This is a genomic window from Blastococcus sp. SYSU DS0510 (assembly GCF_054050835.1).
On sequence record NZ_JBJHAC010000002.1, the window covers coordinates 33,081 to 59,857 of the forward strand.

At 73.9% G+C, this 26,777-nt stretch carries 28 protein-coding genes and 1 pseudogene; 25 read left to right on the forward strand and 4 right to left on the reverse strand.

All coding sequences use genetic code 11. The features are described from left to right. Window positions 1–2 precede the first annotated feature (2 nt). The 25 genes from ACI79P_RS01735 (at window position 3) to ACI79P_RS01855 (ending at window position 23,400) form a co-directional block, all read left to right on the forward strand. Window positions 3–407 carry a flagellar basal body rod protein FlgC gene (locus tag ACI79P_RS01735; protein ID WP_456579318.1) on the forward strand — a complete coding sequence of 135 codons (405 nt, stop codon included), beginning with the start codon at window positions 3–5 and terminating at the stop codon, window positions 405–407. Continuing rightward, window positions 407–721, forward strand: coding sequence for a flagellar hook-basal body complex protein FliE (gene fliE, locus ACI79P_RS01740; RefSeq protein ID WP_456579319.1), 315 nt, complete (start codon window positions 407–409; stop codon window positions 719–721). The genes ACI79P_RS01735 and fliE overlap by 1 nt, the downstream gene beginning before the upstream one ends. Beyond that, window positions 721–2,310: a flagellar basal-body MS-ring/collar protein FliF gene (gene fliF, locus ACI79P_RS01745; protein WP_456579320.1), complete on the forward strand. Its 1,590-nt coding sequence runs from the start codon at window positions 721–723 to the stop codon at window positions 2,308–2,310. The genes fliE and fliF overlap by 1 nt, the downstream gene beginning before the upstream one ends. Continuing rightward, window positions 2,307–3,356, forward strand: coding sequence for a flagellar motor switch protein FliG (gene fliG / locus ACI79P_RS01750; RefSeq protein ID WP_456579321.1), 1,050 nt, complete (start codon window positions 2,307–2,309; stop codon window positions 3,354–3,356). The genes fliF and fliG overlap by 4 nt, the downstream gene beginning before the upstream one ends. Further along, window positions 3,340–4,242 (forward strand): FliH/SctL family protein, encoded by a 903-nt coding sequence (locus ACI79P_RS01755; RefSeq protein ID WP_456579322.1) that lies wholly within the window; start codon window positions 3,340–3,342, stop codon window positions 4,240–4,242. Before fliG ends, ACI79P_RS01755 begins: the two co-directional genes overlap by 17 nt. Next, window positions 4,239–5,549 carry a FliI/YscN family ATPase gene (locus ACI79P_RS01760; protein WP_456579323.1) on the forward strand — a complete coding sequence of 437 codons (1,311 nt, stop codon included), beginning with the start codon at window positions 4,239–4,241 and terminating at the stop codon, window positions 5,547–5,549. The genes ACI79P_RS01755 and ACI79P_RS01760 overlap by 4 nt, the downstream gene beginning before the upstream one ends. Continuing rightward, window positions 5,546–6,037 carry a flagellar FliJ family protein gene (locus tag ACI79P_RS01765; protein WP_456579324.1) on the forward strand — a complete coding sequence of 164 codons (492 nt, stop codon included), beginning with the start codon at window positions 5,546–5,548 and terminating at the stop codon, window positions 6,035–6,037. The genes ACI79P_RS01760 and ACI79P_RS01765 overlap by 4 nt, the downstream gene beginning before the upstream one ends. Continuing rightward, window positions 6,025–6,978, forward strand: a complete 954-nt coding sequence (locus ACI79P_RS01770; RefSeq protein WP_456579325.1) for a transglycosylase SLT domain-containing protein — start codon at window positions 6,025–6,027, stop codon at window positions 6,976–6,978. Before ACI79P_RS01765 ends, ACI79P_RS01770 begins: the two co-directional genes overlap by 13 nt. Beyond that, on the forward strand, window positions 6,975–8,264 hold the full coding sequence (locus ACI79P_RS01775; protein ID WP_456579326.1) for a flagellar hook-length control protein FliK: 1,290 nt from the start codon (window positions 6,975–6,977) through the stop codon (window positions 8,262–8,264). The genes ACI79P_RS01770 and ACI79P_RS01775 overlap by 4 nt, the downstream gene beginning before the upstream one ends. A gap of 16 nt (window positions 8,265–8,280) precedes the next feature. After that, window positions 8,281–8,703: a flagellar hook assembly protein FlgD gene (locus ACI79P_RS01780; RefSeq protein ID WP_456579327.1), complete on the forward strand. Its 423-nt coding sequence runs from the start codon at window positions 8,281–8,283 to the stop codon at window positions 8,701–8,703. A 79-nt stretch (window positions 8,704–8,782) separates the two neighbouring features. After that, window positions 8,783–10,045, forward strand: a complete 1,263-nt coding sequence (locus tag ACI79P_RS01785) for a flagellar hook protein FlgE (RefSeq protein ID WP_456579328.1) — start codon at window positions 8,783–8,785, stop codon at window positions 10,043–10,045. 383 nt (window positions 10,046–10,428) lie between these two features. Further along, a complete protein-coding gene (locus ACI79P_RS01790) occupies window positions 10,429–10,710 on the forward strand; it encodes a flagellar FlbD family protein (RefSeq protein ID WP_456579329.1) in 282 nt (93 codons plus the stop codon). A 3-nt stretch (window positions 10,711–10,713) separates the two neighbouring features. After that, a complete protein-coding gene (locus ACI79P_RS01795; RefSeq protein ID WP_456579330.1) occupies window positions 10,714–11,484 on the forward strand; it encodes a motility protein A in 771 nt (256 codons plus the stop codon). Continuing rightward, a complete protein-coding gene (locus tag ACI79P_RS01800; protein ID WP_456579331.1) occupies window positions 11,481–12,383 on the forward strand; it encodes a flagellar motor protein MotB in 903 nt (300 codons plus the stop codon). The genes ACI79P_RS01795 and ACI79P_RS01800 overlap by 4 nt, the downstream gene beginning before the upstream one ends. Further along, window positions 12,380–12,853, forward strand: a complete 474-nt coding sequence (locus ACI79P_RS01805; protein WP_456579332.1) for a flagellar basal body-associated FliL family protein — start codon at window positions 12,380–12,382, stop codon at window positions 12,851–12,853. The genes ACI79P_RS01800 and ACI79P_RS01805 overlap by 4 nt, the downstream gene beginning before the upstream one ends. Before the next feature lie 166 nt (window positions 12,854–13,019). Continuing rightward, window positions 13,020–14,018 carry a flagellar motor switch protein FliM gene (locus ACI79P_RS01810; protein ID WP_456579333.1) on the forward strand — a complete coding sequence of 333 codons (999 nt, stop codon included), beginning with the start codon at window positions 13,020–13,022 and terminating at the stop codon, window positions 14,016–14,018. Beyond that, window positions 14,015–14,755 (forward strand): flagellar motor switch protein FliN, encoded by a 741-nt coding sequence (fliN, locus tag ACI79P_RS01815; protein ID WP_456579334.1) that lies wholly within the window; start codon window positions 14,015–14,017, stop codon window positions 14,753–14,755. Before ACI79P_RS01810 ends, fliN begins: the two co-directional genes overlap by 4 nt. Before the next feature lie 5 nt (window positions 14,756–14,760). After that, the gene (locus ACI79P_RS01820; RefSeq protein WP_456579335.1) at window positions 14,761–15,189 is read left to right on the forward strand and encodes a FliO/MopB family protein; all 429 of its coding nucleotides are present in this window, start codon (window positions 14,761–14,763) and stop codon (window positions 15,187–15,189) included. Beyond that, the gene (fliP, locus tag ACI79P_RS01825; RefSeq protein ID WP_456579336.1) at window positions 15,186–16,019 is read left to right on the forward strand and encodes a flagellar type III secretion system pore protein FliP; all 834 of its coding nucleotides are present in this window, start codon (window positions 15,186–15,188) and stop codon (window positions 16,017–16,019) included. The genes ACI79P_RS01820 and fliP overlap by 4 nt, the downstream gene beginning before the upstream one ends. Window positions 16,020–16,021: 2 nt before the next feature. Continuing rightward, window positions 16,022–16,297: a flagellar biosynthesis protein FliQ gene (gene fliQ / locus ACI79P_RS01830; protein WP_456579337.1), complete on the forward strand. Its 276-nt coding sequence runs from the start codon at window positions 16,022–16,024 to the stop codon at window positions 16,295–16,297. A gap of 5 nt (window positions 16,298–16,302) precedes the next feature. Further along, window positions 16,303–17,067: a flagellar biosynthetic protein FliR gene (gene fliR, locus ACI79P_RS01835; protein ID WP_456579338.1), complete on the forward strand. Its 765-nt coding sequence runs from the start codon at window positions 16,303–16,305 to the stop codon at window positions 17,065–17,067. 11 nt (window positions 17,068–17,078) lie between these two features. Then, a complete protein-coding gene (locus tag ACI79P_RS01840) occupies window positions 17,079–18,227 on the forward strand; it encodes an EscU/YscU/HrcU family type III secretion system export apparatus switch protein (RefSeq protein WP_456579339.1) in 1,149 nt (382 codons plus the stop codon). A 187-nt stretch (window positions 18,228–18,414) separates the two neighbouring features. Then, window positions 18,415–20,460 (forward strand): flagellar biosynthesis protein FlhA, encoded by a 2,046-nt coding sequence (flhA, locus tag ACI79P_RS01845; protein ID WP_456579340.1) that lies wholly within the window; start codon window positions 18,415–18,417, stop codon window positions 20,458–20,460. Further along, the gene (locus ACI79P_RS01850; RefSeq protein ID WP_456579341.1) at window positions 20,441–23,155 is read left to right on the forward strand and encodes a hypothetical protein; all 2,715 of its coding nucleotides are present in this window, start codon (window positions 20,441–20,443) and stop codon (window positions 23,153–23,155) included. Before flhA ends, ACI79P_RS01850 begins: the two co-directional genes overlap by 20 nt. Beyond that, window positions 23,152–23,400: a hypothetical protein gene (locus ACI79P_RS01855; RefSeq protein ID WP_456579342.1), complete on the forward strand. Its 249-nt coding sequence runs from the start codon at window positions 23,152–23,154 to the stop codon at window positions 23,398–23,400. Before ACI79P_RS01850 ends, ACI79P_RS01855 begins: the two co-directional genes overlap by 4 nt. A gap of 39 nt (window positions 23,401–23,439) precedes the next feature. On the opposite strand, the gene ACI79P_RS01860 is transcribed toward ACI79P_RS01855, so the two are convergent. The 4 genes and pseudogenes from ACI79P_RS01860 to ACI79P_RS01875 all read right to left on the reverse strand — a co-directional run bounded on the left by ACI79P_RS01860 (window position 23,440) and on the right by ACI79P_RS01875 (window position 26,741). Further along, window positions 23,440–24,735, reverse strand: coding sequence for a PhoH family protein (locus tag ACI79P_RS01860; protein WP_456579343.1), 1,296 nt, complete (start codon window positions 24,733–24,735; stop codon window positions 23,440–23,442). A gap of 265 nt (window positions 24,736–25,000) precedes the next feature. After that, a complete protein-coding gene (locus ACI79P_RS01865; RefSeq protein WP_456579344.1) occupies window positions 25,001–25,237 on the reverse strand; it encodes an ABC transporter permease in 237 nt (78 codons plus the stop codon). Window positions 25,238–25,302: 65 nt separating this feature from the next. After that, a pseudogene (locus ACI79P_RS01870) lies at window positions 25,303–25,758 on the reverse strand (ABC transporter permease); the annotation flags it as partial. Beyond that, entirely contained in the window at window positions 25,755–26,741 is a 987-nt protein-coding gene (locus ACI79P_RS01875; RefSeq protein WP_456579345.1) for an ATP-binding cassette domain-containing protein, read from the reverse strand. The gene ACI79P_RS01875 and the pseudogene ACI79P_RS01870, both read right to left, overlap by 4 nt. Window positions 26,742–26,777: the final 36 nt, after the last annotated feature.

Genomic DNA, 26,777 nt, shown 5'->3' on the forward strand with positions numbered 1-26,777 from the left:
CGATGAGCATGTTCCAGGCCCTGAGCATCTCCCAGTCCGGGCTGATGACCCACCGGAAGTGGCTCGACGCCGCCGCCGACAACATCGCCAACATCAACACGGTGCGGCGCACCGACGAGGACGCCTTCCAGGCGCGGCTCGTCGTCGCCCAGGCGGTGGACTACGGCAGTGGCGAGGGCGGGGTCCGCGTGGCCCGCGCCGAGTTCGGCGACCCGGAGGGCCGGCTGGTGTACGAGCCGGACCACGCGCTGGCCGACGCCGAGGGCTACGTGCGGTACCCCGACATCGACCTGGGTGACCAGATGACCCACATGATGATGGCCCAGCGCGGCTACCAGGCGAACCTGGCCGTCGTCGAGCGGGCCACCACCGCCTACCAGGCGGCGCTGCAGCTCGGGAAGCGCTGATGACGATCCCGCTCGGCGGCATCACCCCGGTCGGGATCGGTGCCGTCACCGGTGTCGCCGGCAGCACGCGCGGCACCCCCGCGGCCGAAGGCACCGACGGCTTCGCCGCCGTCCTGGCCGCGACGTTCGACGAGCTGCGCGCCAAGCAGTCGGCCTCCAGCGAGCTCGCCGTCCAGGCCGCCACCGGCGACCTCAAGGACGTGCACGACTACATGATCGCCAGCGCTGAATCCGGCGTGGCGACCGAGATGGTCGTGACGATCAAGAACCAGGCCGTCGCGGCCTTCAACGAGATCATGAGGATGCAGGTCTGATGAAGTCGGCACTCGCCGGGACGCTGGAGCGCGGCCGCTCCACGTTCGACACGATCAGCCTCGGGCAGAAGGTCGTCATCGGCCTGCTGCTCGCCGGGTTGACCCTCGGCGGGTTCTTCTTCTACAGCTGGATCACCACGCCGACCCAAGCCCCGCTGTTCTCCAACCTCGCCGCGAGCGACGCCTCGGCCATCGTCGAGGAGCTCAACGCCCAGGGGGTGGCCTACGAGCTGGCCGACGGCGGCAGCACGATCATGGTCGCCAAGGACTCCGTCTACGACCTGCGGCTGGCCATGAGCGGGCAGGGCCTGCCGGCGGGCAACGACACCGGCTACGCGCTGCTGGACGAGCAGGGCATCACCACCAGCGAGTTCCAGCAGCAGGTGACCTACCAGCGGGCCCTCGAGGGCGAGCTGGCGAAGACGCTGGAGTCGCTGGCCGGCGTCAACTCCGCCGTCGTGCACGTGGCGCTGCCCGAGGACGAGGTCTTCGTGACCGACAAGGCGGCGCCGACGGCGTCGGTGCTGCTCGACCTGGCTCCCGGCACGGCGCTCGCCGGTGAGCAGATCCAGGCGGTCACCAACCTGGTCTCCTCGAGCATCCAGGGCATGAACCCCGACCAGGTCACCGTCGCCGACTCCACCGGCCAGGTGCTCTCCGCGGCCGGCACCGGCGTGACGGCAGCCGCCGGCGACGCGCGGTCGCAGGTGGAGGAGGAGTACGAGAACCGCCTGTCGGCGAGCGCCCAGAAGATCCTCGACTCGGTCGTGGGCCCGGGCCGCTCCGTGGTCTCCGTGCGTGCCGACGTCGACCTCTCCGAGCGCAGCACCACCTCGAAGACCTACACCTTCGACGAGGACGTCCCGCCGATCTCGGAGCAGACCACCACCGAGGAGTACGTCGGCACCGGCGCCCCGGTCGGTGGCGTCCTGGGCCCGGAGAACATGCCCGACGCCGCGGAGGACGCCGGGGGCGAGTCCACGTACAACAAGGAGTCCACCACGGCGAACAACGCCGTCGGGGAGACCACCGAGGTCGTGCAGGGCGCCCCCGGAGAGCTGAACCGGCTCACCGTCTCCGTCGTGATGGACCAGGCCGTCGCCGGCAACCTCAACCAGCAGCAGATGACCGACCTGATGGTCACCGCCGTCGGCCTCGACGAGGCCCGCGGCGACGACATCACCGTCGCCTCGCTGCCCTTCGACGCCACCGCCGCCGAGAACGCCGCCGCGGCGATGGAGGCCGCGCGCGAGGCCGAGGCGAACGAGCAGATGTGGTCGATGATCCGCACCGGCGGCATCGCGGCCGGGATCGCGCTCGTCGTCCTCATCGTCTGGCTCCGCTCGCGCCGCGCTGCCGACGAGGAGGAGGACTACGAGCCGCTGGAGCTCGACGAGGAGATGCTCGCCGAGCTGGACCGCCTGCGGGTGGCCAGCACCCGCGAGGAGGTCACGCTCGACAACGCGGCCCTGGAGCTCGAGGCGGTCGAACGGGCGAAGGTGCGGGGGGAGATCTCGGCGATGGTCAGCGAACGTCCCGACGAGGTCGCGGCGATGCTCCGCGGCTGGCTCAGCGAGACCAAGTCATGACGCTCGCGAGCATCCAGCCGGGCACCGTCGTCGCACCCCCGAGGCCGGAGCTGCCCGGGCTGCGCAAGGCGGCCGTCTTCCTCGCCCAGATGAGCAAGGAGGAGGCCGGCGTCCTGCTCGCCCAGCTGCGCCCCCGCGAGGTCGAGGCGCTCACCCGCGAGCTCATGAAGCTCGGCTCGGTGGAGCTCGAGGACGTCGACGGCGTCATGCGCGAGTTCCACGGCCTGATGACCGCGCAGCAGTTCGTCGGCCGCGGCGGCGTCGACTTCGCCCGCGAGATCCTCGCCGCGGGTCTCGGGCAGGACAAGGCCGAGGGCATCCTGTCGCGGCTCAACGTCGTCTACACCGAGGTGCCCTTCGCCTCGCTGCGCAACGCCGACGTCAGGCAGTTGGTCACGTTCCTCAAGGACGAGCACGCGCAGATCATCGCCCTGGTCCTGGCCCACCTCACGGCCGCGCAGTCGGCCGAGGTCCTCTCCGGGTTCGCCCCGGAGCAGCAGGCCGAGGTCGCCCACCGCATCGCCACCATGGACCGCACCTCGCCGGAGATGGTGCGGCTGGTCGAGGAGGAGCTCGGCCGCCGGATGGGCTCGATCCTGGCGCACCAGGACATGACCACCGTCGGCGGTGTCGAGACCCTCGTGGAGATCATCAACCGCTCCCCGCGGCCGACCGAGCGCTCGATCCTCGAGTGGCTGGACAACACCGACCCGGAGCTCGCCGACCAGGTCCGCTCGCAGATGTTCGTCTTCGAGGACATCGTCACCATCGACGACCGCTCCCTGCAGCTCGTGCTGCGCGAGGTGGAGGCCAACGACCTGGCCACCGCGCTCAAGGGTGTGCGGCCCGACGTGCAGGACAAGATCAAGCGGAACCTCTCCGAGCGCGCCGCCGAGAACCTCACCGAGGAGATCGAGCTGCTCGGGCCGGTGCGCACCCGCACGGTCGAGGAGGCCCAGGCCAAGGTCGTCGCGGTCATCCGCACTCTCGAGGAGCAGGGCGTGCTGACCATCAACCGCGGCGGGGACGATGAGTTCGTCGCGTGACGACGGCGCGGGGTCGCGCCGATGGGCAGCGCCCGAGGCCGGTCACCGGCCGCCCCGGGAGGGCGCGGTCCTGCGCGGCGGCTCCGCCGCGCTGGCCCGCCCCTACCGGGAGGTCATGGCCGAGCACCGTGCCGGCGTGACCACCGTCCCGGCTGCGCGGACGGGCGGCGCCCCCCTCCCCACGGCACCGGGCGCGGCCGCCCCGGCGGCCCCCTCCCCCGCCGTCCCGGTCCAGACCTCGCGCGTCGAGCGGCGGAGCACCGTGCGCCGGGCCGAGGACCAGCAGGTCGCCGGGAGCCGGCCCTCCTTCCGCCTCGGCGACGTCTACGCCGAGGAGCTGACGCGGCTGCGGGCGCAGGCGCGCACCGAGGGTTACGCCGCCGGTCACGCCGAGGGCCTGCTGGCCGCGGAGGCCGTCGTCGCCGAGGTGGAGCGGGACGCCCAGGCGCGCCTGGCCGAGGTGCGGGCCCGCTGGGAGCGCCGGCTGGTCTCGGCGACCGCCGCCCTCGACGCCGCCGTCCGGCAGCTGGAGGAGACCGCCCAGCCGGTGGCCGACGACATCCGCGACTCGATCGTCGGCACCGCGCTCACCCTCGTCGAGGACCTCCTCGGCCGGGAGCTCGCCCTGGCCACCGACCCGGTCATGGACGCGGTGCGCCGGGCCCTGACCTTCTGCCCCGCCGACGCCCCGGCGGTCGTGCGGCTGCACCCCGACGACCTCGCCGAGGTGCCCGCCGAGGCGCTGGCCGGGCTGCCCGGCAGCGTCCGGGTGGTCGCCGACCCGTCGGTGGAGCGGGCCGGCGCGATCGCCGAGTCCGGCCCCCGGCGGATCGACGCGCAGCTGGGCACGGCGCTGCAGCGGGTGCAGGCGGTGCTCGGGACATGACCGTCCCGTCGAGCGTCCTGGAACGCGCCCGCGCGGCGGCCCGCCCCCAGGTGACCGGGGTGGTGACCGGCGCGATGGGGCTGACCCTGAGCGTCGACGGCGTCACCGCCGCCGTGGGCGACCTGGTCGAGGTCGACCCCACCGGCCGACCGCTGCTGGCCGAGGTGGTGGCGGTGGGCCGCGACCGGCTCACCTGCATGCCGCTCGGCGGGCTGTCCGGCGTGCACGCCGGCGCGGCGGTGCGCGCCACCGGCCGCCCCCTGCAGGTGCCGGTGGGCGAGGCCCTGCTCGGCCGCGTCCTCGACGGTCTCGGCCGCCCCGTGGACGGCGGCCCCGCCCTGGACGGCCGCGTGTCGTGGGTGGACCTGGAGACCGAGACGCCGCACGCCCTCTCCCGCGCCCGCGTCGCGGAGCCGCTCACCTTCGGCGTCCGCGCGCTGGACACCCTCGTCCCCTGCGGCAAGGGCCAGCGCCTGGGCATCTTCGCCGGCTCCGGCGTCGGCAAGTCCAGCCTGCTCGCCCAGATCACCCGCGGCACCGACGCCGACGTGCGCGTCATCGGCCTGATCGGCGAGCGCGGCCGCGAGGTGCGCGAGTTCATCGAGGAGAACCTCGGCCCCGAGGGCCTGGCCCGCACGGTCGTCGTGGTGGCCACCTCCGACGAGCCGCCGCTCGTGCGCCTCAAGGCCGCCTTCGTCGCCACCCGCATCGCGGAGGCCTTCCGCGACCAGGGCCGCGACGTCCTGCTGCTCATGGACTCGATCACCCGCACCGCCATGGCGCAGCGCGAGGTCGGCCTCTCCGCGGGCGAGCCGCCGGCCACGCGGGGCTACCCCCCCAGCGTCTTCGCGATGATGCCGCAGCTCCTGGAGAAGGCCGGCACCGGCGCGGTCGGGTCGATCACCGGGCTGTACACGGTGCTCGTCGAGGGTGACGACCACAACGAGCCGATCGCCGACACGGCGCGCTCCATCCTCGACGGGCACGTCGTGCTCACCCGCACGCTGGCCACGGCCGGGCACTTCCCCGCCATCGACGTCCTGGAGTCGATCTCCCGCGTCGCCGGCGCCGTGGTGCCTCCCGCGCAGATGGCGGACGCCCGCGAGGTCCGCCGGCTCATGGGTGCCCTGCGGGACGTGCGCGAGCTGATCGAGATCGGCGCCTACCAGGCCGGCAGCGACCCGATGGTGGACCGGGCCCGCCAGCTCGCGCCCCAGATCGACGCCTTCCTGCAGCAGCCGCTCGGTGAGTCGACGCCGGCGCCCGAGGCGTGGGCCTGGCTGCAGCGCATCGTGAGGGGCGCGTGAAGCGCGCGGCGTTCCGGCTGCAGCCGGTCCTCGAGCTGCGCCGGACCGAGGAGCGGGCCGCGGCGGCCGCCGCTGCGGCAGCGGCGGACGCCGCCGGCGAGGCCGCCCGGCGGGCCACCGAGCAGGAGACGGCGCTGGCCGGTGCCGCGCTCCCGCCCTCGCTGCCGGCCGGGTCCTTCGTGGCGGCCATGGTCCTGCTGCGGACGGCGGCGACCGACGCCGCCGACGCCCGCTCGCTCGCCACGGCGCAGGCCGAGCAGGCCGAGGCCGTGCGCGCGGAGTGGACCGCCGCCGCGCGTCGGACGAAGGCGCTCGAGCGGCTGGCCGAGCGGCACCGGCTGGCCGAGCAGCAGGCCGCGGACGCCGCCGAGGTGCGGGCCGTGGACGACCTGGTCACCGGCCGCGCCGGCCGGGCCGCGGCCACGGGCACCGTCTCGGACGCAGCCGACGACACGGACACGCAGAGGGGGACGGCATGGACGGGGTGAGCGCGGTGCAGTCCCGGATCGCCGAGATCCAGGCCCGCTTCCAGCCGGCGGTCCCGCGGACGTCGTCGTCCGCGGCGTGGGCGTCGGCCGCCGGCGCCGCCGGCCTCACCGGTAGCACCGCGGCCGGCACCGCGACCTCCGCCACCGCCACCGCCTCGGAGAGCGCGGTGGTCGCCGAGGCCCAGAAGTACCTCGGCGTCCCCTACCTCTGGGGCGGCACCGACCCCCGCACGGGCCTGGACTGCTCCGGCTTCACCAAGCTCGTGTTCGGCAACCTGGGGATCGACCTGCCGCGCACCTCCTCCCAGCAGGCGACCGCCGGCAAGGCCGTCGCCTCGCTCGCCTCCGCGCGCCCCGGCGACCTGGTCTTCTTCGACCACTCCTCCTCCCGCGCGGGCATCGACCACGTGGGCATCTACCTCGGCAACGGCCAGATGGTCGCCGCGCCCCAGGCCGGGGAGACGGTGAAGGTCCAGGCGGTCGGCAACCCGACGGTGATCCGCCGGGTGCTGCCGGAGGCCGCCGTCCCCTCCTCCGCCCCGGCGGCCGCAGGGGCGCTGGCCGGCGTCCCCTACGCGGACCTGTTCCAGCGGGCGGCCAGCAGGCACGGCGTCGACGCCTCGCTGCTGGCCGCGGTCGCCAAGCAGGAGTCCGGCTTCGACACCTCGGCCGTCTCCCCGGCCGGCGCCCAGGGCCTCATGCAGTTCATGCCGGCGACGGCGAAGGGGCTCGGCGTCGACGCGCTGGACCCGTCCTCGGCCATCGACGGCGCGGCCCGCTACCTGAGCTCGCTGACCCGGCAGTTCGGCACCACCGAGCTCGCGCTGGCGGCCTACAACGCCGGGCCGGGGACGGTGAGCCGCTACGGCGGCATCCCGCCCTACCCGGAGACCCAGAACTACGTCCGGTCCGTGATGAGCAAGGCGGAGGCCTACCGATGACCGCGCCCGTGACCACTGCCGCTCCGGCTGCGCGTGCCGCGTCCGCGTCCCCCACCGGTGGGGCCGGCGAGAGCGCGGCACCGTTCGCCTCCGCCCTCGACGGCGCGCTGGCCGACGGTGTGCGCGATGCCGGCGCCGAGGGCGGGGGGCAGCCCTCCGGCGAGACGCCCGCTGACCAGACCGGCGGCTCGGACGTGCCGGCTGCCGCGCCGGCCGTGGACACCACCGCGCCGACCGTCACGGCCGCCCTGTGGGCGCTGCTCCGGGGCGGGGCGGCCACGCCTCCGGTCGGGGACGTCGGCGGCCCGGTCGGCACGGCGACCGCCGTCGGTACCGCGGCCGCCGTCGAGCCGGCCGCGACGGTGCCCGGTGCCGATCCTGCGGCCGGTGTCGCACCGGTGGCCGGCGTCCCCCAGCCCGCACCGACCGGTGCGCCCGTGTCCGGTACCGGGACGGGTGTCCCGGCACCCGGGGCGGTGCCCAGCGCCGCGGCCGGCGCCGGTCCGGTGGTCGCGGCCGCCGCGGCAGGCGCCGACCTGCCCGGCACCGTGACCTCGCCGGCGCCAGCAGGTCCGGGCTCACCCACCGCGGGTGACGTGCCTGGCGGGGCGCCGGCGACCGCCGTCCCGTCCGCGAGCAGCACCAGCAGCGAGCCCTCGCCCGGGACCGCCTCCCGCGCCCACCAGGCCGCCACCTCCGAGCCGGCACCGGGGGGAACCGGCGACACCACCGCACCGCTCCCCGTGCAGCCCACCACTGCCCCGGCCTCCCCCGGCACCGCACCGGCCGCGCCGGCGGTCTCCGGCGCCCCGGCCACCGGCGCCAGCGCGGCACTCCCGGTCTCCGGACAGGTCTCCCAGCAGGTGGCCGTCCTCAGCAGCGCCGGGACCGGGTCCCACACGATGACGCTGGTGCTCACCCCCGAGACCCTCGGGCCGGTGCAGCTGCAGGTCACCGTGGCCGAGGGCGTGCTCGACCTGACCCTGCGCGGCGCGCACGAGCTCGGCCGCGCGGCCCTGCTGGACGCCCTCCCCGAGCTCCGCCGCGACCTGGAGGCCGCCGGGCTCAACCCGTCGCGGGTCGAGGTGGACGCCGACGCGGGCGGCTCCTGGCTGTCCCGGCACGCCGCCGAGCAGCAGGCCCGGCAGGACACCGGGAGCCGGGGCGGGCCGCAGCACCCGGCCGGCGAGTGGTCACGACCGGGTGGTCGCCCTGCCGATAGCGGAGAGGGGCGCGCCGCCCCCCAGAACCGATCCACGTCGTCCGGCGTGGACGTGCGCGTCTGAGAGCGAGGAGCCGACCATGCCGGACGCAGTGAGCGCCACCACCGGGGCGACGGCGACGTACTCCGCCACGACCTCCGTCGACCGCGGTGACCAGATGGGGAAGGACACCTTCCTGAAGCTGCTGGTCGCCCAGATGAAGTACCAGGACCCGGGCAACCCGGCCGACACCAACCAGCTGATGGCCCAGACGGCCACGTTCAGCCAAGTGGAGAAGCTCGAGGAGATCGCCAAGCAGAACGCCTCCATGCTGGCGCTGCAGCGCTCGAGCAGCGCCGGGGCGATGGTCGGCCAGACGGTCACGTACACCGACTCGACCGGCGCCTCGAAGACCGGCGTCGTCAGCTCGGTCCGCCTCGCCACCGACAAGTCCGAGGCCGAGGCCACCATCGGCGGCGTCGCCGTGCCGGTGGGCCGGATCACCGACGTCGGCACGCGCTGACGCCCACCCAGACCCCGCGCCGAACCGCGCTCCCCCACCCGAGCCCCCACCCGGAGGGAATCCCCCGATGCTCCGCTCCATGTTCTCCGCCATCTCCGGTCTCCGCGCCCACCAGACCAAGATGGACGTCACCGGCAACAACATCGCGAACGTCAACACCGTCGGCTTCAAGAGCAGCTCCACCGTCTTCCAGGACACGCTCTCGCAGATCGTGCGGGCCGGCGGCGCGCCCGCCGAGGACCGCGGCGGCACGAACCCCGCGCAGATCGGCCTCGGCGTCAAGCTCGCGGCCGTCACCACCAACTGGACCAACGGCGCCGCGCAGTCGACCGGCCGCTCGACCGACTTCATGATCGAAGGTGACGGCTTCTTCGTGACCACCGGGCCCGGCGGTGAGCAGTTGTTCACGCGGGCGGGCTCGTTCGACTTCGACGCCAGCGGCCGGCTGGTGACCCCGGACGGGAGCGTCCTGCAGGGCTGGGTGGCCGAGGCCGACGGCACGATCAACCCCAACGGCCCGATCCGGCCCCTGACCGTGCCCTACGGTCAGATCGTCAACCCGCGCGCCACCACCACCGGTCAGCTCGAGGGCAACCTCAACGCCGCCGCCCCTCTCGGCGCGTTCGTGCAGACCCCCACGACCATGTACGACGCCCAGGGCGTCGAGCAGCCGATCACCTACACCTTCGCCAAGACGGCCGACAACACGTGGAGCCTCGTCGTGCGGGACGCCGCGGGTGACGCGAAGCAGTTCAGCGCCGCGGACGGCACCCCCCTGGTCGACGGTGACGGCGCACCGCTGGAGGCGATGACGGTCGAGTTCGACCTGAACGGCGTGATGGTGGCGCCGGCCGGGGACGTGTCCTTCCTGCCCGGCGGCGACAGCTGGACGGGCCCGGTGTCGGTGGCCCTGGGCGGCGGCGCGATCAGCCAGTTCGCCGGCTCCAGCGAGGTCACCGCCCCCGAGCAGAACGGCTACGCCCTCGGCTCCCTGCAGTCGTTCGCGCTCTCCAACGACGGCACGATCACCGGCGTCTACTCCAACGGCCTGCGCCAGCCGCTGGGGCAGCTGGCCATGGCCGCCTTCAACAACCCCAGCGGGCTGGAGAAGGCCGGCAACTCCTCGTTCCGCGTCGGCGACAACTCCGGTGTGGCGATGATCGGTGTCGCCGGCGCCGGAGGGCGTGGCCAACTGGTGTCCGGCGCTCTGGAGATGTCCAACGTCGACCTCTCCGAGGAGTTCACCAGCCTGATCGTCGCCCAGCGCGGCTTCCAGGCCAACAGCCGCGTGATCACCGCGTCCGACGAGATCCTCCAGGACCTGGTGAACCTGAAGCGCTGATGAGGTGTGCGGCGTGGTGACTGCCGGGGCGTGACGTCCCGATCGCCACGGGCCGCCGCCGTGCTGCGGCCCGCCACACGTCGGTGACACCCGGCTCGAGCCGGGCGGGGCAGGGTCGAGCCGCGCGCGCACGCGGCTCGAGCCTGCCCGGAGCGGCCGGACATGTCCTGGCGCACTCGTGGCGGGCCCCTGGAGGGAGGCCCTTGCAGCACCTCACCCCGGCGGCCCGGTCACCCCGAAAGGGTGACCGGGCCGTCCGGCACTGGTCCCGCGCCAGCACCTTCGGCTCAAGGAGCCCCCGTCCGGGGCCGAAGACTGGAGTGCCGTTCCCGCCCGGACCGTGTTCACGCCCCACCGACCCCACCGAGCAAGAGGACCGACCCGTGATCCGAGTGACGCGCCTGAACGGCGACGAGTTCGCGCTGAACCCCGACCTGATCGAGAAGGTCGAGGGCCACCCCGACACGGTCGCCTTCCTGGTGGACGGCACGAAGTACGTGGTCCGCGAGAGCGTGGCCGAGGTGCTGGAGGAGATCCGGGAGTACCGCGCCGGGATCCTCGCCCTCTCCTACGCGATGGACCGGGGCGTCTACCGCCCGCACGTCCCCGAGCAGCAGGTCGGCGACTCGTCGGTCGTGCCCTTCCCGACCCGAGAGGAACGCTGACCCGTGGATCCGGCCACCCTGATCGGGTTCGTCGTCTCGCTCGTCGCCCTGCTGGTCTTCATGATCATGGAGGGCGCCGACCCGACGTCGCTGATCTTCCTCCCCGCGATCATCCTGGTCATTGTCGCGACCTTCGGCGCGGCGATGTCCGGGCAGACGATGGACGACCTCAAGAAGCTGCCCGCCTGGTTCAAGATGGCGCTGATGCCGGCCAAGGTGCCGCCGCCGACCCAGCAGATCCAGACGCTGGTCAGCCTCGCCGAGAAGGCCCGCAAGGAGGGCCTGCTGGCCCTCGAGGCGCAGGTCAAGGCGATCGAGGACCCCTTCCTCAAGCGGGGCCTGCAGATGGGCATCGACGGCACCGACCCCGAGGAGCTGCGCGCCGTCCTGGAGAGCGAGATCTCGGCGAAGAAGGCCGAGGACAAGACCGCCGCCAAGTTCATGAACACGATGGGCGGCTACGCCCCGACCATCGGCATCGTCGGCTGCATCGTCGGCCTGATGAACGTGATGGGGAACCTCAACAACCCCGAGTCGCTCGGCCCGATGATCGCCGCGGCGTTCATCGCCACCCTGTGGGGCGTCATGGCCGCCAACTTCTGGTTCCTCCCGATGGGCGCCAAGATCCTCCGGGTCAGCGAGCTGCAGGCCGCGCAGATGGAGCTGCTGGTCGAGGGCATCGCCGAGATCCAGGCGGGCACCAGCCCCCGCGCGGTCCGGCTGAAGCTGAACTCGCTCATCCCGCCCAGTGAGGTCACCAAGGAGGCCGCATGAGCGCCTCCCACGGCGGTCGCCGGCGGGCCAAGAAGCACGAGGAGGAGGAGCACGAGAACCACGAGCGGTGGATGGTGTCCTACGCGGACATGATGACCCTGCTGTTCGTGCTCTTCGTGGTGCTCTTCGCCATGAGCCAGGTCGACCAGGCGAAGTTCGCGGCCCTGGCCAAGGGGCTCTCGCAGACCCTCGGCACCCCGATCAGCGTGCAGCCCGCCTCCACACCGGACGGCTCGGTCCTCGACGGGCTCCCCGGGGCGGTGGACATCGCCTCGGCGATCCCGTCGGACCCGACCGTGCAGCAGGCCGAGGTCGACAAGGCGGCCGCGCAGGCCGCGATCGACCGGGCCGAGCGCATCGCCGCCGAGGCGAAGGCCGCCTACGGCGAGCTCGCCGCCGCGCGCGACCGGATCGAGGCCGCGCTCGCCGCGGCCGGCTACGCCGGGGCCGCCCGCTACGAGATCGACGAGCGGGGCCTGGTGGTGCACATCGTGGCCGACCAGGTGCTCTTCGACGCCGAGGAGGCCGTCCTCCGGCCGGAGGGCCGCGCCATCCTGAGCGCGGTCGCCCCCACCCTCTCCGGCCTGCCCCACCAGCTCGGGGTCGAGGGCCACGCCAACCACCTCCCCGTCACCGCCGGCGGCCGCTGGCCGTCGAACTGGGAGCTCTCGGCCACCCGCGCGACCACGGTCGTCCGGTACCTGGCCGCCGACGGTGTCCCGCAGCCGCGCCTGTCGGCCACCGGCTACTCCTCGACCCGGCCGCTGGTGCCCGAGTCCGACCCCACCGCCCTCACCGTCAACCGACGGGTCGACGTCGTCGTCCTGTCGACCGCCTCGGCGGAGGCCAACGCCCTCCTGCCCGGCCTCGACGCCGCCCACCAGGGAGTGACCGAATGAGCAAGAAGGACAAGAACGCCCCCGCCGACGGCGAGGAGACCCCGGGCGCGGGCGGGAAGAAGAAGCTCGTCCTGATGCTGGCCGTCGTGCTGCTCGCCGGGGCCGGTGCCGCCTACTTCTTCCTCTTCGCCGGATCGGGCGAGGCGGAGGCCGCGGCTCCGGAGCACGGTGGCTACACCGCGCTCGAGCCGATCGCGGTCAACCTCGCCGGCGGCGGGTACCTGAAGATCGGCATCACGCTGGACTACACGGCCGAGGCCGCCGCCGGCGGCCACGGCGGTGGCGGGGTCGACGGCGCCAAGGCCTACGACGCGATCATCTCCACCTTCTCGCAGGCCAACCCGACCGACGTGACCGGTGCCCGGGACGCGCTGAAGGCGTCCCTGGAGAAGAAGATCATCGAGGCCTACACCGAGGACGGCGTCCCGATGGTCATGGGCATCTACTACACGGAGTACGTCACGCAGTAACGCCCGCCCGACCAGCGCACACGCGACCACGCAGGGGTGTCCTCCGAGTCCGGGGGGCACCCCTGCCGCGCACCACCCGCACCAGCGGTCCCACGCTCCCCGGCCGGCACGGAGCCCCCTCGGGACCCGGTCAGGGTGCTCCCGGTCCCCGCCGATGAGGTCATGCGTGACCACCCCCGAGACCGGACCGGCCCCGGCCGCCGCGCCGGCCCCGGCCCCCGCCCCCGCGCCGGCCCCGGCCGTCGCGAGCACCCGCAGCCGCCGCGGTGAGCCACGCACCTACGACTTCCGCCGCCCGACCAAGCTCTCCCGCGAGCACGTGCGGGTCATGCAGATCGCGCAGGAGGGCTTCGCCCGGCAGGCGACGACGATCCTGACGACGTTCCTGCGCGCCGGTGCGCGCCTGGAGCTCGGGGGGATCGAGCAGTTCTCCTACGACGACTACGTCGGGACGCTGCCCAACCCGACCTTCATGTCCACCTTCACCCTCGAGCCGCTCGCCGGGAAGGGCCTGCTGGCCTTCCCCCTCGACATGGCCATGGCGATGGTCGACCACATGCTCGGCGGCTCCGGCGCCGCCGCGCAGCCGAACCGGCCGATGACGGCGATGGAGACCACCATCACCAACCACCTGCTGGAGCGGCTGCTCGACGAGTTCGCGGTCTCGCTGGCGCCGGTCACCCAGATCCAGCCGGTGCTCGCCGGCCGCGAGTACAACCCGCAGCTCGCCCAGGCCGCCGCCGGCTCCGACACCGTCATGGTGGCGAGCTTCGCGATGTCCGTCGGCAGCCGCGAGGGCGAGGCGACCGTCGTCCTGCCGTTCTCCTCCTTCGCCCAGGCCCTCAACAACGCCGCATCCCCGCAGCTCTCGGAGTCCGCGCTGCGCAAGCGGCAACGGGCCCGCGAGGCGCTGATCGACCGGCTGAACCTCGTGCCGGTGGACGTCAGCGTCCGGTTCGCGCCGCTCACCGTCTCCTCCTCCGACCTGCTCTCCCTCGCCGTCGACGACGTGCTGCTGCTCCGCCACCCGCGGGACAGCCCGCTGGAGGTCACGACCAACGACGTGACGTTCGCCTACGCGATCGCCAGCAACCACCGGCGCCGACTCGCCGCCTCGATCGTCCCCACCCCGCACGCCCCGCACGCCGCGAAGGACTCCGCATGACCGCGCCCCGCACCGACTCGCAGGACTCCCAGACCGTCACGGCGGTCGTCACCGCGGCCGCCCGCGCGGCCGCCGCCCTGGTCCCCTCGACCTCGGCGCTGACCGCGGGCGCCCCCGTCAGCGACCCGGACACCGTGCCGCTGCCGCCGGCGGCCGCCCTCGCCGTCACCGCCGGCCTGTCCGGTGAGGTCTCCGGCGACGTCGTGCTCGTCGTCTCCGGCGACGTCGTCGACGCGCTGCAGAACTCCCCGGTCGGCCAGATGGACGTCTCCGCGGCGCTCCGCCCGGCCCTCGAGGCAGCCGCGGCCACGCTCGGCCGGGTGCGGGTCGCCTCGGAGCGCACCGAGGAGCCGGTCGCCGCTCTGGACGGGCTGCGCGACAAGGGCATGTTCGTCGCCGTCCCCCTCATGGGCGACGGCGAGCACCAGGCCACGCTCGCCCTGCAGGTGACCCTGCCCGCGGCCCGCGAGCAGCGCGGCAGCCTGGAGCTCCTGCGGCACGTCGCCATGGAGGTCACCGTCGAGATCGGGCGGACCCGCATGACGGTGCAGGAGCTGCTGTCCCTGCACCCGGGCGAGGTCGTCGAGCTCGACCGCGCCGCCAGCGCCCCCGCCGACCTGCTCGTCAACGGCACCCTCATCGCGCGCGGTGAGGTCGTCGTCGTCGACGAGGACTTCGGGCTGCGGATCAGCGAGATCGTCACCGACGCCGCCGAGCTGGGGGCCGCGGCCTCATGACCTGGATGATCATCCGGCTCATCCTCTCCCTCGCCCTCATCGGCGGCGTCCTCTGGTTCGCCGCCCGGCTGGCGAAGAAGAAGGGCCTGGGCCAGGGGAACGGCCTCATCCAGGTCGTCGCCCGCCAGCGGCTGGGCCGCGCCAGCTCGGTGAACGTGGTCCGCATCGCCGACGTCGTCCTGGTCATCGGGGCCACCGAGGAGCAGGTCACCCTGCTCGCGGAGGTCGACGGCGAGGCCGTCGACGCCGTCCTGGCCGAGCGCGGTGCGCCCGCCCGGCCGAAGGCAGCAGCGGCGCCGGACGCCGGGACCCCGGCCATCCCGGCCCAGGCGGCACGCTCCTCCGACGGCGTGCTCGCCGGCTCGGTCCTCGACCGGAACGGCTGGGGCACGCTGGTCGACGAGCTCCGCGAGCGCACGGTCCGCCGGTCATGACGGCCGCCGTGCGCGTGCCGGGCCACCGGACGCGGGGCCGCGCGCTCGTCGTCCTGCTGGTGCTGCTGGTCGCCGCGGTGGGGGCGGTCGTCCTCGCCGGCCCGGCCACGGCCGCACCGACCACGCCCACCGCCCCGACGGCACCCACGGCGCCCGAGGTCGGCGGGGCCGTGGACATCTCCATCGGCAACGGCTCCCCCAGCAGCTCGATCACCCTGATCCTGGCGATCACGGTGCTGTCGGTCGCGCCGTCGGTGCTGCTGCTGGCCACCTCGTTCACCAAGATCATCGTGGTGCTGGGGCTGACCCGGAACGCGCTCGGCATGGCGACCTCGCCGCCGAACCAGGTGCTCACCGGCATCGCACTGTTCCTGACGCTCTTCGTCATGGGCCCGGTGTTCTCCGACATCAACGAGATCGCCGTCCAGCCGTACATGGACGGCGCGATGTCGGTGTCCCAGGCCTACGACGCCGGCGTCGTGCCGCTGCGCGAGTTCCTGCTCGCGAACACCCGCGAGGACGAGCTGAAGCTGATGATCGGGCTCTCCGGCGAGGAGGCCCCGGCGGACCCGACGCAGGTCAGCATGACGACGCTGATCCCGGCGTTCGTCCTGTCGGAGCTGAAGAGCGCCTTCATCATCGGGCTGGTCATCTTCATCCCGTTCCTGGTGCTCGACATGCTCGTCAGCGCCGCGCTCATGGCGCTCGGCATGATGATGGTCCCGCCGACCATCGTGTCGCTGCCCTTCAAGCTGCTGCTCTTCGTCGTCGTCGACGGCTGGGCGCTGATCACCACAGCCCTCGTGGGCTCCTACGCAGGGGCGGGGTAGCGATGAGCGACGCCGACGTCACCGAGATCGCCGCCCAGACCATGATGGTGGCCGCCAAGGTCGCCGCCCCGATCCTGCTGACCGCCCTGCTGGTCGGCTTCCTGATCTCGCTGTTCCAGGCGGCGACCCAGATCCAGGAGGCCACGCTCTCCTTCGTCCCGAAGATGATCGCGGTCGCGATCGCCATGCTGGTCACCGGGAACTGGGTGCTCTCCGAGCTGGTCACCTTCACCCACACGCTCTTCGACCAGCTGCCGGCACTGCTCGACCGGACGTAGCCGGCATGGACCTCTCGGTCCCGGCGGTCACGCTCGCGGCCCTGCTCCTCGGCACGGCGCGGGCCGCCGGCTTCATCCTGCTCGCGCCGCCGTTCAACTCCCGGGTGATCCCCGGCCCGGTCAAGGGCGCCCTCGCCCTCGCCCTGGCGGTGCTGCTGTCCACCCAGATCGCGCCCACGCTGCCCGAGCCGACGGCGGGGTTCCTGCTCGTCACCGCCGTCACCGAGGTCGTCATCGGCGCGGCGCTGGGCTTCGTCGTCCAGGTGCTGTTCACCGCGGTGCAGATGGCCGGCGACGTGCTCGACCTCGCGGGCGGCTTCTCGCTGCAGCCCGGTTACGACCCCATGGCGATGACGCAGAACAGCTCCCTGGGCAAGCTGCACTACCTGCTGGCCACGACCCTGCTGTTCACCAGCGGCGGGCACCTGCTGATGGTCAAGGGGTTCGCCACCTCCTACGAGGGGCTCCCCGTGGGCGGGGACGTGCCCACCGACCAGATCGCGGCGGTGCTGATCACCGCGTTCTCCATGATGTTCCTGGCCGCGCTGCAGATCGCCGGCCCGATGGTCGCCGTGCTCCTGCTCGCCGACGTGGCGCTGGCCCTCCTCAGCCGCGCCGCCCCCGCGCTCAACGTCTTCTCCCTGGGCTTCCCGGTGAAGATCATGCTCACCCTGGCGATGCTGGGGCTGACCTTCCCCCTGCTGCCGCCGGCCCTCGACCAGCTGCTCGAGCACGGCGCCCGCGCCATGACCTCGCTGCGCGGCGGCTGAGGGGGTGGGACATGGCCAAGGACGGACCGGGTGGTGAGAAGACCGAGGCGCCGACTCCCCAGCGCCTCAAGAAGGCGCGCAAGGACGGGCAGATCCCGAGGACCCAGGAGCTGGGGACCTGGCTGGGGGTGGCGGCGGCGAGCTTCCTGCTGCCGATGCTCGTGGGAGACGCGTACGACGCGGTGCGTCAGCTGTTCCTGCACGTCGGGACGGTGGTGAAGAACCCTGAGGTCAGCACGGTCACCGCGCTGCTGGGCACGGCGTTGATCGCCTTCCTGACGACGCTGCTGCCGACCGCGATCGCGCTCATGCTCGTGGGCGTGGCCTCGTCGGCGGCGCAGGGCGGGGTGCACGTGACGAGCAAGCCCATGCAGCCCAAGCTGAAGAAGTTCAACCCGCTCCCGGGGCTCAAGCGCATGTTCGGCACCCAGGGGCTGTGGGAGATGTCGAAGGCGCTGATCAAGACGGCGGCCCTGGGCACCGTCGTGATCATCACCAGCGAGCGGGCCCAGCTGCTGGTCTCCTCGGCAGGCGCCCTGCCCCTGTCGGCCGTCGCCGCCGCCTTCACCGACTCGGCCGTGCTGATGTTCCGCGTCGTCGCGGTCACCGGCCTCGTCATCGCCGTCGCCGACTACGTCGTCGTGCGGAAGAAGATGATGAAGGAGCTGAAGATGAGCAAGTACGAGATCCAGCAGGAGCACAAGCAGGCCGAGGGCGACCCGTACATGAAGGCCCACCGCCGCGGGGTGCAGATGGCGATGTCGCGCAACCGGATGATGAGCGAGGTCGCCGAGGCCGACGTCCTGCTGGTCAACCCGACCCACGTCGCCGTCGCGCTGAAGTACGACGCCGCCAGGGGCGCACCGCGGGTGGTGGCCAAGGGCGCCGGCGAGGTCGCGGCGAAGCTGCGCGAGAAGGCCGCCGAGGCCCGGGTGCCGATGGTCCAGGACATCCCGCTGGCCCGGGCGCTGCACGCCTCCTGCGAGCTCGGCCAGGAGGTGCCGGCGCAGCTGTTCACCGCCGTCGCGCGGGTGCTCGCCTTCGTCATGCACCTGGGCGCGCGGGGCGTGCGCGGCGGCTTCCACCGTCCGGGCTTCGAGGCGCCCGACGTGACGGACCTGCCCAAGGCCGGTCGCCGCCGTCCCCCCGTCGCCGCCTGAGGAAGGACCCCGGGTGGGCCATGATCAGGTTCCCTGATCGTGGCGCGTCCTCCCTCACGGTGGGCGGTGAGGGAGGACGCGGTTCGGCGAGGGAGGACGGCGTCGGTGGCGCGGTACCGGGTGCGGGCCGGCCTGCCGATGAGGGAGGGGTGAGCCAGCGTCCCTCGTGCGAGCCCGGAGCGGGCGAGTGAGAGGCCTGGGCAAGGCCGCCGTCCCGATCGGCGTCGTCGCCATCGTGCTCATGCTGGTGGTACCGCTGCCCGCGGGGCTGATGGACATGCTGATCGGGCTCAACCTGACCATCTCGCTCCTGGTGCTGCTGGTCGCGATGCAGATCAGGCGGCCGCTGGACTTCGCGATCTTCCCGTCGCTGCTGCTCATCGCGACGCTCTTCCGCCTCGCGCTCAACGTCTCCTCGACGCGGCTCGTGCTCACCGACGGCTACGCCGGCAAGGTGATCGAGGCCTTCGGCCACATCGTCATCGGCGGCTCGCTCATCGTCGGCCTGGTCATCTTCCTGATCCTCACGATCGTGCAGTTCGTGGTCATCACGAACGGTGCGGGGCGCGTGGCCGAGGTCGGCGCCCGCTTCACGCTCGACGCCATGCCCGGCAAGCAGATGGCGATCGACGCCGACCTCAACGCCGGCCTCATCAACGAGGCGCAGGCCCGCAAGCGGCGGCACGAGGTCACCGCCGAGGCCGACTTCTACGGCTCGATGGACGGTGCCTCGAAGTTCGTCAAGGGCGACGCCATCGCGGGCATCGTCGTCACCCTGGTGAACCTCATCGGCGGGTTCGCGATCGGCATGATGCAGCGCGGCATGGCGCCCGCCGAGGCGGTCAGCACCTACTCCCTGCTAACGGTCGGCGACGGGCTCGTCTCGATGATCCCGGCGCTGCTCATGTCCACCGCGACCGGCATCATCGTGACCCGGTCGGCCACCGAGGGCGACATGGGCACCGACCTGATCGCCCAGCTCGGCCGCTTCCGCCAGCCGGTCCGCATCGCCGGCGGCGCCGCCCTCGCCCTCTGCCTCATCCCGGGCCTGCCCAAGCTGCCCTTCCTGCTCGTCGGCGTGGTCTTCCTCGTCATGGCCAGCCGGATGACCGAGCCGGAGGAGGTCGACGAGGAGGCCGAGGCCGCCGCGGCCGCCGCCGAGCTGGAGCCGGCTCCGGACTCGCCCGAGGCGATCGCGGAGAAGATGCGGGTCGACCCGCTCGAGCTGGAGGTCGCCTTCGACCTGGTCGACCTCGTCGACGCCTCCCGCGGCGGGGACCTGCTGGACCGGGTCAAGGCGCTGCGGCGGAAGGTCGCCATGGAGACCGGCCTGGTGATCCCGCTGGTGCGCACCCGCGACAACCTCGACCTGCCCTCCTCGCAGTACGTCATCTGGCTCAACGGCGTCCCGGTCGCCAAGGGCAGCTCCCCCGCCGGCACGGTGCTCGCCATCGGCGACGCCCTGGACGGGCTGCCCGGCAAGCCCACCCGCGAGCCGGTGTTCGGCCTCGCCGCCAAGTGGGTGCCCGCGGAGCTGCAGCGCGCCGCCGAGATGGCCGGGGCCACCGTCGTCGACCGCTCGTCGGTCATCACCACGCACCTGGCCGAGGTCGTCCGGCAGAACGCCGCGGACCTGCTCGGGCGCGAGGACGTGCGCCTGCTCGTGGAGATGGTTCGCCGGTCGCACCCGGTCGTCGTCGAGGAGCTGACCCCCGCTCTGCTCACCCTGGGAGAGGTGCAGCGCGTGTTGCACGCGTTGCTCGCCGAGGGCGTGTCGATCCGGGACCTGGTCCGCATCTTCGAGGCACTCTCTGTGCGTGCCAAGCACTCGACCGAACTCGACGGTCTCGTCGAGGCGGCCCGGTCGGCCCTGGGCTCGGCGATCAGCCAGCCCTACGTCACGCCGGACGAGCGCCTGCACGTGTTCACGCTGGAGCCGGGGTTCGAGCAGCGCCTGCTCGAGTCGGTCCGCCAGACCGAGGTGGGCGCCGTCCTGGCCCTCGACGCCGGCGCGGTGGACGCCCTCGTCCACGGATGCAGCGGCATGCTCGAGGACGCCGAGCGGCAGGGCCTGTCCCCCGTCCTCGTCTGCTCGCCTCAGGTTCGCGCGGCACTCGCGCGGCTGATGCGCCAGATCCTGCCCCGGCTGCCGGTCATCTCCTACTCGGAGGTGTCCCGGACGGCCCAGATCGAGTCGCTGGGAGTGGTGAGCGGTGCCGTTGCGATCCGTTGAGGCCGCCACGCGCGACGACGCGATCGCGGCCGCGCGCGAGCAGTTCGGGCCGCACGCCCGGGTCGTCGGCGTGCGCCGCGTCCGGTCCGGCGGCGTGCTCGGCTTCTTCGCCACCGAGCGCTACGTCGCCGAGGTGGCACCGGACCAGTTCGCCCGCCCGGGCGTCCCCGCGCCGTCGACGGGCCCCGCCCAGGCGACGCCCGCCGCCGCGTACGACTCCCCGCTGGCCGCGGCTGCTCCGGCCCGTGCGCGCAGCACGGCGCCGGCCCGCAACGGCGCCGCCGCCTGGGCCGCCGAGGCCGCCCGCCCGGGCACGGCCGAGCCGACCGCCCCTTCCCGGTCGCCCGCGACCCGCCCCGCGGAGGACGACGAGCGGATCGACGAGCTGGCCGGCCTGCTGGGGGGCGCCCCGGGAGGCGCTCCCGCCCCGGCCGGGCCTGCCCACGGACGGCCCTCCCCGACCCGCGCCACCTTCCCGAAGGCGACCCGCGAGCGTGCGCCTGCCTCGCGCCCGCAGCACGCCGCGGCCCCGTCCGCTCCGGTGGAGCAGCCGCCCGCGGCCCGCGACGAGGCGGCCGTCGCCCCGTCCCCGTTCACGGCGGCGCTGGCCCGCATGGTCTCCGGGGACCGCGACGTGCGCCAGGCCGTCGACCAGGCGCTTGCCCGGCCGACCGAGCCCGCGCCGACCTCCGCCCCCGTCCCGGCCGCGCCGGCCGGTGCGGCGGCGGCCCGGCCGTCGTTGGCCGCGGCGGCCATCCGTTCAGCAGATCCGTCGATGCGGTCCCAGGCCGTGCACCAGGAGGAGTCCACGGTGAGAGATCAGGCCACCGCGCCGCCCTCCGCGTCCACGTCCGGCGCCGAGGAGCTGCCCACCTGGGCGGCCGAGCCGCACCAGCCGGCTGCGCCGGCCGCGTCCGCGCGCCAGGAGGAGATCGCGGAGGCGCTCCGCGACGCCCTGGCCCAGGGCCACTCCGACGACGCGCTCGCCGGGATCCTGCGCAAGATGCTCGCCGGCGACTCCCCTCGCGAGGCGCTGGCCGAGCCGGGGCTCCCCCTCGCGGTGGCCGACGAGCCGGCCCTCCCGGCGGAGCCGACCGCTCCGGTCGTCGACGTCCCCGTCCTCGATGCGGTCCGCCCGACGGAGCCGGTGGTCGCCGACCTGCTCTTCGCGCCGGCCACCACGCTGGCCGCCGCGCCGGAGCCGGTCGTCCCCGCCCCGTCGTTCCCGCTCTTCGACGTCCCCGCTGCCCCCGCGCCGGTCTCCGCCGGCCTCGGCTGGGGCGGCTCCCCCGCCGGCATCCCGCTGTGGGGCGAGCCGGTGCCCGCTCCCCCGATCGCCGACGACGCCCCCATCTGGGCCGACGTGCTCAGCCCGGCTCCCGCGCCGGTGCAGGAGCCCGTGGCCGAGGAGGCCGTGCTCGAGGAGACCGTGCTCGAGGAGACCGTGCTCGAGGAGACCGTGCTCGAGGAGACCGTGCTCGAGGAGACCGTCGCCGAGGAGCCCGTGCCCGACGAGGTGCCGGCCGAGGCAACCGCCGTGGAGGCAACCGCCGTGGAGGAGGCCGCCGTCGAGGAGGCCGCCGTCGAGGAGGTCGCCGTCGAGGAGCCGGGCATCCTGCTGGCGGAGGCCGCTCCGCTGCTGGCCCGCACCGCCAGCGACCCCGCCCCGCTCGCCATGTCGCTGGACGCCACCACCGTCATGCCCAGGATCTCCCTCCTGCCGCCGATGCCCGGCGCGCGGGGCCGCGGGCTGCCGCCCGTGCCGCCGTCGTCGTCGGGCCGCCCGGCGGTCCCGCCGTCGCGGACGGGCGCCCCGGGCCCGCGCGACGACGTCGCCCCCACGGCTCCCGAGGTGGGCGCTGCGCCGGCCACCCCCGCCGGCCGCGCCCTCGCAACGGTCACGCGGCTGCCGGTCGGCCCGCTGATGGCCGGGGACGACCACCCCGAGATCTCCGAGCTCGAGAACCGCGTCGCCGAGCCGGCCGCCGACGCCCCCGCGCCCCGGACCGGGCGTCCCGGCACCCCGCGCGAGGTCGTCGCCCGGCTGACCGAGCTGGGCGTGCCCGTGGAGCTGCTCGGCGGGGACATCGCCGACCGGATCGAGGCCGACGGCACCTACGCCGCGCTCACCCACGCGCTCGCCGCCCGGCTGCCCGAGGCGCCCCGGCTGCCCACCGGCGCCGGTGAGGTGCTCTTCGTGGTCGGCCCGGGCGTCGAGACGCTCCGCGCCGCCCGCGCGCTGGCCGCCTCCCTGCGGCTGGACCCCGACCGCGTGCAGTGGGCGACGCGCGGCGACCTGGCCGGCCTCGCGCCGAAGGGCAGCCGCATGACCACCATCGACGCCGCCGTCGACCGCCGGCAGGAGGCCGCCGACGCCGGCACGCTCACCGTCGTCGCCGTCGACGCGCCGCTGCGCAGCGACGTCTACTGGATGTCGCAGATGCTGGCGATCTGGTCGCCGGTCGCTGTGTGGGCCGTCGTGGAGGCGACCCGCAAGCCCGAGGATCTCGAGCTCTGGCTCGACGGCCTCGCCCGCGTCGACGCCCTCGTCGTCCAGGACACCGACCTCAGCGCCGACCCCGCCGCGGTTCTGCAGCGGCTGACCGTGCCCGTGGCCCTCCTCGACGGCGTCCGGGCGACCCCGCACCGCTGGGCCTCGTTGCTCTGCGAACGCCTGGACAGCCCGCAGGCATGAGTCCGTTCCGCTGGGACGTCCTGCTCGTCGGGTTCGTGCTGGCCGTCCCCGTGCTGGCCCTCGGGTTGCGCGGTGACTTCACCACCGAGGAGATGATCGGCCGGCTGCCGTGGTGCCTGCTCGCCGGCTGGGTGGTCGTGGTGCTCGTACGCGCCGTCGCCGCCCCGCCCAAGCCCGCCCCCAAGGAACGACGCCGGCCCGCTGCCCGGCCGCAGCCGGTGGACGAGCCGGCCGACGCGAGCTGACCGCTCCGGGGGCCGAAGCCCCCGGAGCGGCCCCCGGGTTCAGAGCGGCAGGTCCTCCAGCATCTCGGTCACCAGCGCGGCGATCGGCGAGCGCTCGGAGCGGGTGAGCGTCACGTGCGCGAACAGCACGTGCCCCTTGAGCTTCTCGATCACCGCCGTGACGCCGTCGTGCCGGCCGACGCGCAGGTTGTCGCGCTGGGCGACGTCATGGGTGAGCACCACCCGCGAGTTGCTGCCCAGCCGGGAGAGCACGGTCAGGAGCACGCCTCGCTCCAGCGACTGGGCCTCGTCGACGATCACGAAGGAGTCGTGCAGCGAGCGCCCGCGGATGTGGGTCAGCGGCAGCACCTCGATGAGGTCGCGCGCGGCGATCTCCTCGAGCACCTCCTTCGACACCAGCGCGCCGAGGGTGTCGTAGACCGCCTGCGCCCAGGGCGACATCTTCTCGCCCTCGCTGCCCGGCAGGTACCCGAGCTCCTGCCCGCCCACGGCGTACAGCGGCCGGAAGATGACCACCTTCTTGTGCGCCCGCCGCTCCATCACCGACTCCAGCCCCGCGCACAGCGCCAGCGCCGACTTGCCGGTGCCCGCGCGCCCGCCGAGGGAGACGATGCCGATCTCCGGGTCCAGCAGCAGGTCCAGCGCGACCCGCTGCTCGGCCGAGCGGCCGTGCAGGCCGAAGGCCTCCCGGTCGCCGCGCACCAGCCGCACCTTCTTGTCGGGCAGCACCCGGCCCAGAGCCGACCCGCGGGAGGACAGCAGCACCAGGCCGGTGTGGGTCGGGAGCTCGGCCGCCGCCGGCAGGAACGCCTCGCCGGTCTCGTAGAGCTCGTCGAGGTCGGCGTCGTCGAGGCTGAGCTCGGTCATGCCGGTCCAGCCGGCGTCCACGGCGTCGAGCACGCGGTACTCGTCGGTCTCCAGCCCGACCGCCGCGGCCTTGACCCGCAGCGGGACGTCCTTGGTGACCAGGCAGACGTCCCGACCCTCGGCCCGCAGGTTCAGCGCGACGACCATGATGCGGCTGTCGTTGGTGTCGTTGCGGAAGCCGGCCGGGAGGGCGGACGGGTCGCTGTGGTTCAGCTCGACGTGCAGCGTGCCGCCCTGCTCCCCCACGGGAACGGGAGCGTCGAGCCGGCCGTGGGTGACCCTGAGGTCGTCCAGGATGCGCAGCGTCTGGCGGGCGAACCAGCCCAGCTCCGGGTGGTTGCGCTTGTCCTCCAGCTCCCCGATGACGACGAGCGGCAGCACCACGTCGGCGTCCCCGAAACGCAGCAGCGCAGCGGGGTCGGAGAGCAGGACCGAGGTGTCGAGGACGAACGTGCGGCGACTGTTCACGAGTCGGCTCCCGTGGGGCGCCACCTGCGGTGGCAGGCGCACCCCGGCTCGAAGGTGACCGGGCCCCGGCGCAGAGGCCGGGTACCGGCCCCTCTGGACGACGAACGCTCTCGCGCCAACCGGGCCTCCCGTGGACGGCGAGGGCAGCTCGCCGTCCACTGCGGACGCTAGGCCCGGCCAGTGACATCCGCGTGACGTACACCCCACGAGGAGGGGGCGATGTCACCCGGAAGTACCACTGGCACCAGCCGTCCCGCGCGCACGTTCAGCTGGACTCGCGGCGGAACCGGCGCACCCCGAACAGCCAGCCGAGGACCGCCAGCACCACGGTGAGCACGACGCCCCACCAGGCGGTCGCCGTGCCGTAGCCGCCGACGAAGAACTCCCGGGCGGCCTCGACGATGTGCTTGAACGGGTTGACGTCGCTGAGGGTCTGCAGCCAGCCCGGGGCCAGCGACATCGGCAGCAGGATGCCCGAGAGCAGCACGACCGGGAACACCACGCGTTCAGGAGCGGCGCGAACGCGTCCTCGCTCTTGAGCGTCAGGGCCAGGGCGTAGGACACCGCGGCGAGCGCGGCGCCGAGCAGCGCCACCACCACGAGGGTCAGGGCGACGCCGGCCACCGGTGCCCGCAGCCCGAGCGGGATCGCGACCAGCACGAGCAGCACCCCCTGCGTCAGCAGGACGACGACGTCGCGCAGCACCCGTCCCAGCAGCAGCGCCGTGCGGCTGGCCGGGGTGACCCGCTGGCTCTCGATGACCCCGGCCCGCCACTCCGCGATCAGCCCGAAGCCGACGAACAGCGCCCCGAACATGCCCAGCTGCACCAGGATGCCGGGCACGAAGATCTGGTAGGCGTTCCCCGGGCCGAGCTGCTCGGCCAGCGGCTCCAGCAGCGGCCCGAACAGCACGATGTAGAGGATCGGCTGCATCAGGCTGATCACCAGCCAGGTCGGGTTGCGCAGCGACATGCGCATGGCGCGGACGAAGACGGTGCCGGTGTCGCGCAGCAGGGTCCTCATCGCGCCGCCGCCGGGACCTCGGCCGGTGCGCCGCCGGACTCGCGCAGGGACCGGCCGGTCAGGCCGAGGAAGACGTCGTCCAGGCTGGGCCGGCGGCTCTCGATCCCGCTGACGACGACGTCGGCGGCGTCCAGCGCGCGCACCAGCTCGACCAGCGCGCAGCCCCCGTTGGGCACCCGGCCCACGACCCGGTCGGGCAGCAGCTGCGGCGGCTCGGCGCCGGGGAGCGCGCCCACCAGGCGGGCCACCTGGGCCAGCTGGTCCGGGCGCTCCGCCGTCACGGTCAGCACGTCCCCGCCGACCTGCGACTTCAGCTGGTCGGGGGTGCCCTCGGCGACGATCGCGCCGTGGTCGATGACCAGGATCCGGTCGCACAGCGCGTCGGCCTCGTCGAGGTAGTGGGTGGTGAGGAAAACGGTCGTCCCGCGGTCCTCGCGCAGGCTCCGGATGTGCTCCCACAGGTTGGCCCGCGCCTGCGGGTCCAGCCCCGTGGTCGGCTCGTCGAGGAAGACCAGCTCCGGTACGTGGACGAGCCCCACCGCGATGTCGAGGCGGCGGCGCTGGCCCCCCGACATCGACTTGGGCTGCCGCTCCCACAGGCCGTCGAGGTCGAGCTCGGCGAAGAGCCGGCGCCCGCGCTCGGTGGCCTCGGCGGTGCTCATGCCGTAGAGCCGAGCGTGGTCGACCACCTCCTCGCCCGCCCGCGCCTCCGGGGCGGTGGCGCCGCTCTGCGAGACGTACCCGATGCGGCGGCGCACCCCGACCGGGTCGGTGCGCAGGTCGCAGCCGGCCACCGTCGCCGTCCCGGCCGTGGGCTCGAGCAGCGTGGTGAGCATGCGCAGCGTCGTCGTCTTGCCGGCGCCGTTGGGACCGAGGAAGCCGACGATCTCACCGGGGGCGACGTCGAGGTCGACACCGACGACGGCGCGGACCTCCTGCTTCCGCTTGCGGAAGGTGCGGGCGAGGCCGCGGGCGTGGATCACGCGCGACAGCATCCACCGGTCCACCGACGGCTTCCA

Excerpts from the sequence above, each read along its gene's own strand:
- ACI79P_RS01735 (WP_456579318.1), top strand. The coding sequence starts at position 3 with ATGAGCATGTTCCAGGCCCTGAGCATCTCCCAGTCCGGGCTGATGACC.
- fliE (WP_456579319.1), top strand. The coding sequence starts at position 407 with ATGACGATCCCGCTCGGCGGCATCACCCCGGTCGGGATCGGTGCCGTC.
- fliF (WP_456579320.1), top strand. The coding sequence starts at position 721 with ATGAAGTCGGCACTCGCCGGGACGCTGGAGCGCGGCCGCTCCACGTTC.
- fliG (WP_456579321.1), top strand. The coding sequence starts at position 2,307 with ATGACGCTCGCGAGCATCCAGCCGGGCACCGTCGTCGCACCCCCGAGG.
- ACI79P_RS01755 (WP_456579322.1), top strand. The coding sequence starts at position 3,340 with ATGAGTTCGTCGCGTGACGACGGCGCGGGGTCGCGCCGATGGGCAGCG.
- ACI79P_RS01760 (WP_456579323.1), top strand. The coding sequence starts at position 4,239 with ATGACCGTCCCGTCGAGCGTCCTGGAACGCGCCCGCGCGGCGGCCCGC.
- ACI79P_RS01770 (WP_456579325.1), top strand. The coding sequence starts at position 6,025 with ATGGACGGGGTGAGCGCGGTGCAGTCCCGGATCGCCGAGATCCAGGCC.
- ACI79P_RS01775 (WP_456579326.1), top strand. The coding sequence starts at position 6,975 with ATGACCGCGCCCGTGACCACTGCCGCTCCGGCTGCGCGTGCCGCGTCC.
- ACI79P_RS01780 (WP_456579327.1), top strand. The coding sequence starts at position 8,281 with ATGCCGGACGCAGTGAGCGCCACCACCGGGGCGACGGCGACGTACTCC.
- ACI79P_RS01785 (WP_456579328.1), top strand. The coding sequence starts at position 8,783 with ATGTTCTCCGCCATCTCCGGTCTCCGCGCCCACCAGACCAAGATGGAC.
- ACI79P_RS01800 (WP_456579331.1), top strand. The coding sequence starts at position 11,481 with ATGAGCGCCTCCCACGGCGGTCGCCGGCGGGCCAAGAAGCACGAGGAG.
- ACI79P_RS01805 (WP_456579332.1), top strand. The coding sequence starts at position 12,380 with ATGAGCAAGAAGGACAAGAACGCCCCCGCCGACGGCGAGGAGACCCCG.
- fliN (WP_456579334.1), top strand. The coding sequence starts at position 14,015 with ATGACCGCGCCCCGCACCGACTCGCAGGACTCCCAGACCGTCACGGCG.
- ACI79P_RS01820 (WP_456579335.1), top strand. The coding sequence starts at position 14,761 with ATGATCATCCGGCTCATCCTCTCCCTCGCCCTCATCGGCGGCGTCCTC.
- fliP (WP_456579336.1), top strand. The coding sequence starts at position 15,186 with ATGACGGCCGCCGTGCGCGTGCCGGGCCACCGGACGCGGGGCCGCGCG.
- fliQ (WP_456579337.1), top strand. The coding sequence starts at position 16,022 with ATGAGCGACGCCGACGTCACCGAGATCGCCGCCCAGACCATGATGGTG.
- fliR (WP_456579338.1), top strand. The coding sequence starts at position 16,303 with ATGGACCTCTCGGTCCCGGCGGTCACGCTCGCGGCCCTGCTCCTCGGC.
- ACI79P_RS01840 (WP_456579339.1), top strand. The coding sequence starts at position 17,079 with ATGGCCAAGGACGGACCGGGTGGTGAGAAGACCGAGGCGCCGACTCCC.
- ACI79P_RS01855 (WP_456579342.1), top strand. The coding sequence starts at position 23,152 with ATGAGTCCGTTCCGCTGGGACGTCCTGCTCGTCGGGTTCGTGCTGGCC.